Here is a 7,363-nt window from a genome sequence, read left to right as displayed (position 1 = left end):
GGACCTTGTTGACCAGGAACTCCCGGCTGGTTAGCAACGTGCGCAACTCCTGGCTCTCGATCGACTTGACGTGGACTGCCTTGAACCAACCCGATCGCACGAGCTGGGCGATTGAGCGGGCATCGTTGCGATCCGTCTTGTTCAGGGACATCGCTGAGATGGCTGCCTTGGCGTGGCGCGTCTCAATGCAGAACGCGGGAAAACCGGCATCCTTCAGACCGAAGAACAGCCATTGCGAAAGCGTGTCGGCCTCGAGGCCGACACGCTCGAAGGTACCTTCGAGCTCCCGCAAGAAAGCAACGATCGCGTCTGGATCGCTCAAGACCTTTATCTCCTTGACGAGAAAGCCTTCGGCATTGATCACACACACGCTCGTCTGCTCGAGCGAGACATCCAAACCGGCATACAAGATCGACATGGGGCGCTCCTGCTTCTGAGAGAATGCCAGAGTCTGGCGGCTCCCGTCGGCGGAGCCCAGACCCCGACTACCCCATCTGAACGAAATGCTGTTCACCTCGCTCGCGCACGTCCGGTCGGCGCTCGCACGGTGGAAGGACGATTACAACAACGTGCGGCCGCGCAGCGCGATCGGCAATCTGCCGCCCGCGACCTACGCCACGCTCAGCGCTCCCGGAATGCAACGGGACGGGACGCTGCGCGCAATCCGGGGCCCGCGCCCCGCCCCGTTGCACCACCGAGCCAAGCAGGCTCAAATGGCGGGCGGACTCCACTTATCCCTGGATGACGCTTGGGGCGCAGGTCACCGGGCAAGCGGATCGAGGAGTTTGCTGCCCTGGAACTGGAAGACTGCGTCACAGCAAAGGGCCGCCGCCTAATCAACGAAGACTACCGCGGCCTTCAACGGACGCGTACGAAGCTTCTTCCACTCCCAGGCCAGCAATTCGTAGAGGCTGGCTCTGCGGGTGAGGAGCGATGCAGGCGAACACGCCAGCAAGCCAGGCTTGCGGATCGACGTCGTTGAGCTTCGCCATCATGATCGGCGAGAACAGAACAGCGCTGTCGACGCTCTCCGACAGATCACTCCCGTCGCGTGTGCAAACTTCTTCTCACATACAGGATGTGGCTCTGTTTAACGGGAAGCCGCTCTAGTTGTGAGCTTTCAATAGGTTGTCCATCCGGCCCCGGCCGAGGAAGCTGATGTTGTCGAGACGTCAACTGTCCTTGGGGTAGCCGAATGGACATCCATGAGAATGACCGCCTGACGCCGCGCGGTCGAGAGCACATGGTCAACATGGTTCTCAGCGGGCAAACGCCGAAGGCCGTCAGTGAAGCCGTAGGCGTTTGCCCTCGCTCGGTGCGTAAATGGGTCGAGCGCTTCCAACTGGAAGGCCTCGCCGCCTTGCAAGACCGCAGCTCGCGGCCCGATCGGCTGCGCCAGCCGACGCCTCAAGCCACGGTCGACCAGATCGAGGCTCTGCGCCGGCAGCGCCTGACCGGCAAGGCGATCGCCGCCGAAACCGGTATCTCCACCGCCACTGTCAGCCGGGTGCTCAAGCGCCTGGGCCTCAATCGCTTGAGTGCCCTCGAGCCGGCCGAACCACCGCGCCGCTACCAACGCGATCGGCCTGGCGAGCTCATCCACATCGACATCAAAAAACTCGGCAAGTTCAATGGGATCGGCCATCGCATCACCGGCGACCGGACCGGCCAAAGCAACAATCGTGGCGTCGGTTGGGAGTTCGTCCATGTTGCCATCGACGACGCTTCCCGCATCGCCTTCAGCCGGGTCATGAAGACCGAGCGTAAAGCTTGCGCAATCACTTTCCCCAAGGCCGCGATCGCATACTACGCAAGCCTCGGCATCACCGTCGAACGGGTCATGACCGACAACGGCTCCTGCTACAAAGCCTTCGCCTTCCGCCGTGCCTGCAAGCGACTGGGACTACGCCACATCCGTACCAGGCCCTACACCCCGAGTACCAACGGCAACGCCGAGCGCTTCATCCAGACTGCTCTGCGCGAATGGGCATACGCTCGCGCCTACGACACATCACGACAACGCGCCGCCGAGCTGCCCTATTGGATGCATTGCTAAACTGGCACAGACCTCATGGCAGTATCGGATCCGTGCCACCCATCAGTACTCTCGGCCTGACCGGGAATAACCTGTTGAGGCTCCACATCTAGTTGCTGCGCCAGCGCAGTTCCCTGCCAGCATGGTGGACCCTCGTTCCTCCCTAAGAGATAAATATAGATTAGAATGGGCAGAAAACCCATGGACTTAGCGTTGCTATTGGGGATCTTGTCTGCGAGAGAGACTTAAGGCAACGCGCCTGGTCACATGAATGACGGAAGATTGGACGATAAGGTTAGTTTCCACTCACAATGATTGCACTCGACCTGACTTGTTTGGCGATGGCGGTGAGCCAGAAGACTCCTACGCCTCGGGGAGTGGCCCGAGTCGAGTATGAATATGCTCGTTACTTTCTCGAGTCCTGGCGTGGTGATTGCGTCGCGGCCATGCCGACTTTGTGGGGCCTTCGCTATTTTGATCGCCGCCGGGCAATCGCTGGTTTGCGTTTTCTCGAAGAATGGTGGAGCGAAGATAGGCCCCCGGATAGCGATCCAGTTTACCGTTCGCTCAAGCGGCGTTTTGGCGGCTCTCGAGAGTTGCTTGAGAATCGATTATCGTTCACCGATTGCCTGGCCGGCTTCGTTCGGCAGTTTGCCCGGACGGGTGTGGAGTTCGGCCGCTCAGTGCCGCGGCAACTCCCGCAGGGAAGCGTATATTTAAGTGTGGGACACATCGGGATTACATGGGCCAGTTTGTTGTCATGGCTTGCGCATCGCCGGGATGTGAAAGCAGTTTTCATGCTTCATGATGCACTCGCCTTGGAACGACCGGACTGGTTCTCGGCCAAAGACGCTGCGGCGCAGCGCGCTCGCTTTGTCAATACAGCGACCTACGCCGCGGGAGTCATGGCGCCTTCAAAGGCGGCGGAAAAATCCGTTCTCGCAGCTCTAAGGGACCTCGGCCGCAATTCGATCACTTCTTTCGGGGAGCCATTACCGCTTCCTTCGGCCTTTTCTAAGCGTCAGTCACCCGATCCGGAGCTTGCGGGCCATCGTTATTTCGTTGCCTGCGGCGCCATCGAACGACGAAAGAACTTCCTTTTTCTTCTCAAGCTCTGGAGCAGGATCGCCGACAAATTAGGAGCCAATACCCCGAAACTAGTCATCGTCGGAATGATGCCCCGCGAAGGCGGGCCCGAGAGAGATTACCTCGAGGCTACAGGCTGGGTTAAGGGGACAGTGGTCGACGTATCCGGCCTTGGCACTCCGGCACTCAAACAGCTCCTGGAATCATGCCGTGGCTTGTTGATGCCGTCGTTGGGAGAAGGTTTTGGACTTCCGATAGCGGAGGCGCTGGCGCTCGGCCGGCCCGTATTGGCTTCCGATTTGCCGGCACATCGTGAAGCGGGCGGTGTGGCAGCTCGCTACCTTGATCCAGGCGCGGACGACGCCTGGATGGCTGCCATCCTGGAGCTTGCCACCGGTCCTGCTCTCGCGATCGCACCTCATCAGGCAGTGACTTCCGACAAATATTTCTCCAAGGTATCGGCGTTCCTGGAGGAACTTCGTTCGTAGCAAGTTCAGTTGCTCTCCTACAGGAAGCAAACGAACATGACTGACGGCTATGGTAGGCGGATCTGTCTTGAGTGGCTCTGCGGCTAACCTCGCGGCGGAGGCAGGATGCCCTGGCTACCCGTTCGGGCCAGCTTCCTCAGTTCGGAAAGTTCCGGATGGCTTCTTCAAACCAAGCAATTCGCTCTTCCTGCGCTCCAAGCAGTGGGCGACGGTCGACCTGATGAGCCACTTCCTGAAGACGTTCGCAGACAGCCACATCCTCGCGAACGACCCTATTGAAATAGTACTGATAAATCGGCCGCCTGAAGATGTCGGTGACGAATCGCTTGGCCCGTGCGAATCGGGACAAATCTGCTTCGAACGGCGATGGATATGACCAGCTTCGATATGTGGTGTGATCCGGTGCAAGCGGAGAGTATTGCATGATGTTCGAGAACCAGAAGGGTCGATCCGCGTCGACATGTGCGATGATCAGGTTCGGCAGGATCTGGAATACGAAGAAGTGCTTTGAGCGATATGTGCCATCCCGGCATCCTGCGAGTAGCTTTTCAAAGCAATCTTCATCGTCGGAAAACAAATAGGCACTGTTGGCTCCGAACCGGAAATAGCGGCGCATCGACATCGATGGAATGTAACCATTGCGCCCCAACGTCGACGGATGAATCGTCGGACCGTGATAGTCGTCCAACGTGATGTGAAGATTCAGCCGCCAGTTCGCGCGAATCTCTCGCTCCATATAGTATGGCCGCCGTCTTACCTTCGTCATTGCTTCGAGGATGGGAAAGGCTTCCCCGAGATAATCCTTGAGCGTTAGGCTGGTGCCTCCTGGGAAGCGCCCAAAGACCATGGTGCCGCATGTCGACAGTTCGATTTTCTTGAGATGCCCGCCAACCTCTCTGGCAGGCTTCCCGTAGACCATCTTGCAAATAGGAATTCCGACGACGCGACCGTCTCTGTTGTATTGCCAGTGATGAAAGCCGCAAATCAATGGGCCGTTGCCTTTTGCCTCATGGCGCAAAGGATAGAAACGGTGCGCGCATACATTTTCGAAGCCGCGGAGCTCCTCTCCGAAGCGTTGGACGAACACCGACTTCGTGGCGATCGAAGCCCGGAACCAATCGCCATCCTCCGCTGCATCATCTGCAAATCCGAGAAATGTCCAGACGTACGCCAGGCGGCGTTGTTCATCTTGGAAGGCCTGTGCATCAACTAGAGAGCGCGCCCAGTCCTCCGAAAAGCTTGTAGTCATGGAATATCAGAGCAGCCCTATCATTGTAATAAGCCGGGTATTCAAAGTTGCACTAGGATCAATACACGTCAAGTGACCGGACACGTCTGAGCGCCGACACGGACCGGTCTGAAGGGCATTACTCCCATATCCAGTGTAGTGGCGTTTGGATTGAACGCTGGGCATCCCCGATTAATCTCATTGTCCATTGTCAGCGAGACAATGCCAGCCTTTCGGGGCTGTTGCGTCACTGAACGTTGTTCCTTGCCCGTAACCGTCCGATCTTGGCCGCCTTGAGCTGCCGCTGGGCGGTGGCAGTAATGGCAGGGTGAACAGATCGGAAGAGACGAATGTCAGGCCTGTGCGTGACAGGAGTGCGTTAGCGGCTCGGAGCGTGTCGCGACGCCGACGCTACAGTGCGGAGGCGAAGAAGGCGATCCTTGCGGAGGCCTCGGCGCCAGGAGCAACGGTGCCGGAGGTAGCGCTGCGGCACAACATCACGCGCAGCCTGATCCACAACTGGCGTCGCCAGGAGGCGGCCTCGCTGCTGGGCGCGACGGTGCGGTTCACGGCGGTGACGGTTGCGACGGAGATGCCGAGGGCGATAGAGGCACCGCCGAAGATGGAGAGGGGTGGCCGGATCGAGATCGAGCTGCCAGGCGGTGTGCGCGTGCGGGTCGAAGGTGGCGTCGATGAAGAAAGGCTGAAGCGGGTGTTACGAGCGTTGCGGCGATGATGGGCTTGCCGTCGGGGACGCGGATCTGGCTGGCGACGGGCGCGACGGACATGCGGAAGGGCTTCGACGGCCTTGCCGGCATGGTGCAGACGGTCCTGGGCGAGGATCCGTTCAATGGCCACCTGTTCGTGTTCCGAGGCCGTCGCGGGCATCTGGCGAAGGTGCTGTGGTGGAGCGGCGACGGTTACTGCCTGTTCAGCAAGCGACTGGATCGCGGCCACTTCGTGTGGCCGCAGGCATCGAGCGGCGCGACGGTAGCGCTGAGTGAGGCGCAGCTGTCGATGCTTCTGGAGGGCATCGACTGGCGCCGGCCGGAACGGACCTGGCGTCCGGAGAAGCCCGGCTGACTGGGGCGGAGGTTACTCCGCCCGAGTCGGCTGAAGCTTTAGCGAAGGCCGATGCGGCACAACGACTCGCGGGGGCTCATCGCTGTTCCCATGGCCCAGCGGGACGTTAGCATTGCGGCGTGCTTGGAGCCGATGACCTGCCCGAGAGTGCCGAGGAGCTGCGCCAGCTGGTGCTGAAGCAGCGCGCGGCACTGGCCGAGCGGGATGGCATCATCGAGCGGCTGAAGGCGCAGCTGACCTGGCTGTGCCGGCAACAGTTCGGCCGCTCATCGGAGAAGATCGAGCGCGAGATCGCGCAGCTGGAGCTGCAGCTCGAGGATCTGGAAGAGACCTCGTCATCACGTATTGCAGCAAGCGAACCGGAGCGCAGCATCGCTGATCCGGGACGGCGGCCGCTGCCCGACCATCTGCCGCGCGAGGAGATCGTTCACGAGCCAGCCTGCACGTGCCCGGACTGCGGCGGCCCGATGCGGCGGCTGGGCGACGACACCTCGGAGATGCTGGAGTACGTGCCGGCGAGCTTCCGAGTGGTCCGGCATGTTCGGCCGAAGCTGGCGTGCTCGCGCTGCGACCGGATCGTACAGAGCGAAGCACCGTCGCGGCCGATTGGTCGCGGCCTGGCAGGCCCCGGCCTGATCGCTCACGTGCTTGTGGCCAAGTATGTGTGGCGCTTGAGCGCTCGACGCTGGCGGACTGGGTGGGCAGCACGAGCGCCCTGCTGCAGCCACTGGTCGAGGCGTTGGCGAAGCAGACGCTCCAACCCGGCAAGCTGCATGCCGACGACACCCCTGTGCCGGTGCTGGCGCCGGGGCATGGCAGGACCAGGACCGGCCGGCTGTGGGTGTACGTGCGCGATGACCGTCCCGCGGCTGACAGCGCGTCGCCGTCGGTTCTGTTCCGCTACTCCGCCGACCGCAAGGGGGAGCGCCCGCAAGACCATCTGCGGGTGTTCCGGGGCTTCCTGCAGGCGGATGGCTATGCCGGCTATAACCGGCTCTACGGCAATGAGATCGTCGAGGTCGCCTGCTGGGCCCATGCTCGGCGCAAGTTCCACGACCTGTACGTCGACAACGGCTCCGAGCTTGCGCAGGAGGCGCTCCAACGCATCGGCACCCTCTATGACATCGAGGCGGGCATCCGCGGGCACAGCCCGGCCGAGCGCCAGGCGGTGACCCAGCTCTGTCGCTATCGCGACGACGGCCGGCTGGAGATCGACAATAGCGCCGCTGCCGCCGCGATCTACAGCTTGATCGAAACCTGCAAGCTCAATGGCGTCGATCCCGAAGCGTATCTGCGGCGCGTGCTCGGCATCATCGCAGAACATCCGATCAACCGCGTCGCCGAACTCCTGCCCTGGAACCTCCGCGACAGGCTCGTCCCGGATGGCCCGTCAGTAACCTGACGACCGCATCAGTCAGCCCACGGCCCCGGCCGGACGCTTAC

General features: G+C 61.1%; 6 protein-coding genes and 3 pseudogenes. 6 read left to right on the top strand and 3 right to left on the bottom strand.

Annotation, left to right across the window (positions count from 1 at the left end; translation table 11 throughout):
• Window positions 1-418: IS110 family transposase (locus B5D62_RS32745; protein ID WP_231715025.1), on the bottom strand; the 418-nt coding region annotated here is incomplete at its 3' end.
• A gap of 85 nt (window positions 419-503) precedes the next feature.
• On the opposite strand from B5D62_RS32745, the gene B5D62_RS34460 reads away from it, so the two are divergent.
• Entirely contained in the window at window positions 504-836 is a 333-nt protein-coding gene (locus B5D62_RS34460) for an integrase core domain-containing protein (protein WP_085938298.1), read from the top strand.
• Here B5D62_RS34460 and B5D62_RS34455 read toward each other — a convergent pair.
• Window positions 833-989, bottom strand: a pseudogene (locus tag B5D62_RS34455) (transposase domain-containing protein); the annotation flags it as partial. The gene B5D62_RS34460 and the pseudogene B5D62_RS34455 sit on opposite strands and share 4 nt — an antisense overlap.
• A 206-nt stretch (window positions 990-1,195) precedes the next feature.
• Between B5D62_RS34455 and B5D62_RS32735 the strand changes: the two are divergent.
• Together B5D62_RS32735 and B5D62_RS32730 are read left to right on the top strand one after the other, a co-directional pair.
• Window positions 1,196-2,148 (top strand): annotated as a pseudogene (locus tag B5D62_RS32735) (IS481 family transposase).
• 198 nt (window positions 2,149-2,346) lie between these two features.
• A complete protein-coding gene (locus tag B5D62_RS32730) occupies window positions 2,347-3,609 on the top strand; it encodes a glycosyltransferase (protein WP_085938297.1) in 1,263 nt (420 codons plus the stop codon).
• A 136-nt stretch (window positions 3,610-3,745) separates the two neighbouring features.
• Here the strand turns inward: B5D62_RS32730 and B5D62_RS32725 are convergent, their stop codons facing one another.
• Entirely contained in the window at window positions 3,746-4,858 is a 1,113-nt protein-coding gene (locus B5D62_RS32725) for an aromatic ring-hydroxylating oxygenase subunit alpha (protein ID WP_085938296.1), read from the bottom strand.
• Window positions 4,859-5,231: 373 nt separating this feature from the next.
• Between B5D62_RS32725 and tnpA the strand changes: the two genes are divergently transcribed.
• The 3 genes and pseudogenes from tnpA (at window position 5,232) to tnpC (ending at window position 7,322) form a co-directional block, all read left to right on the top strand.
• Window positions 5,232-5,573, top strand: coding sequence for an IS66-like element accessory protein TnpA (tnpA, locus tag B5D62_RS32720; protein ID WP_139374158.1), 342 nt, complete (start codon window positions 5,232-5,234; stop codon window positions 5,571-5,573).
• A complete protein-coding gene (tnpB, locus tag B5D62_RS32715) occupies window positions 5,570-5,920 on the top strand; it encodes an IS66 family insertion sequence element accessory protein TnpB (protein ID WP_085937657.1) in 351 nt (116 codons plus the stop codon). The genes tnpA and tnpB overlap by 4 nt, the downstream gene beginning before the upstream one ends.
• Before the next feature lie 119 nt (window positions 5,921-6,039).
• Window positions 6,040-7,322: pseudogene (tnpC, locus tag B5D62_RS32710) on the top strand (IS66 family transposase).
• Window positions 7,323-7,363 lie beyond the last annotated feature (41 nt).

Origin of the sequence: Enhydrobacter aerosaccus (assembly GCF_900167455.1) — a bacterium.
GTDB lineage: Bacteria > Pseudomonadota > Alphaproteobacteria > Reyranellales > Reyranellaceae > Reyranella > Reyranella aerosaccus.
The sequence above is the reverse complement of the archived record's forward strand: the minus strand, read 5'-3'. Positions and strand labels throughout refer to the sequence as shown.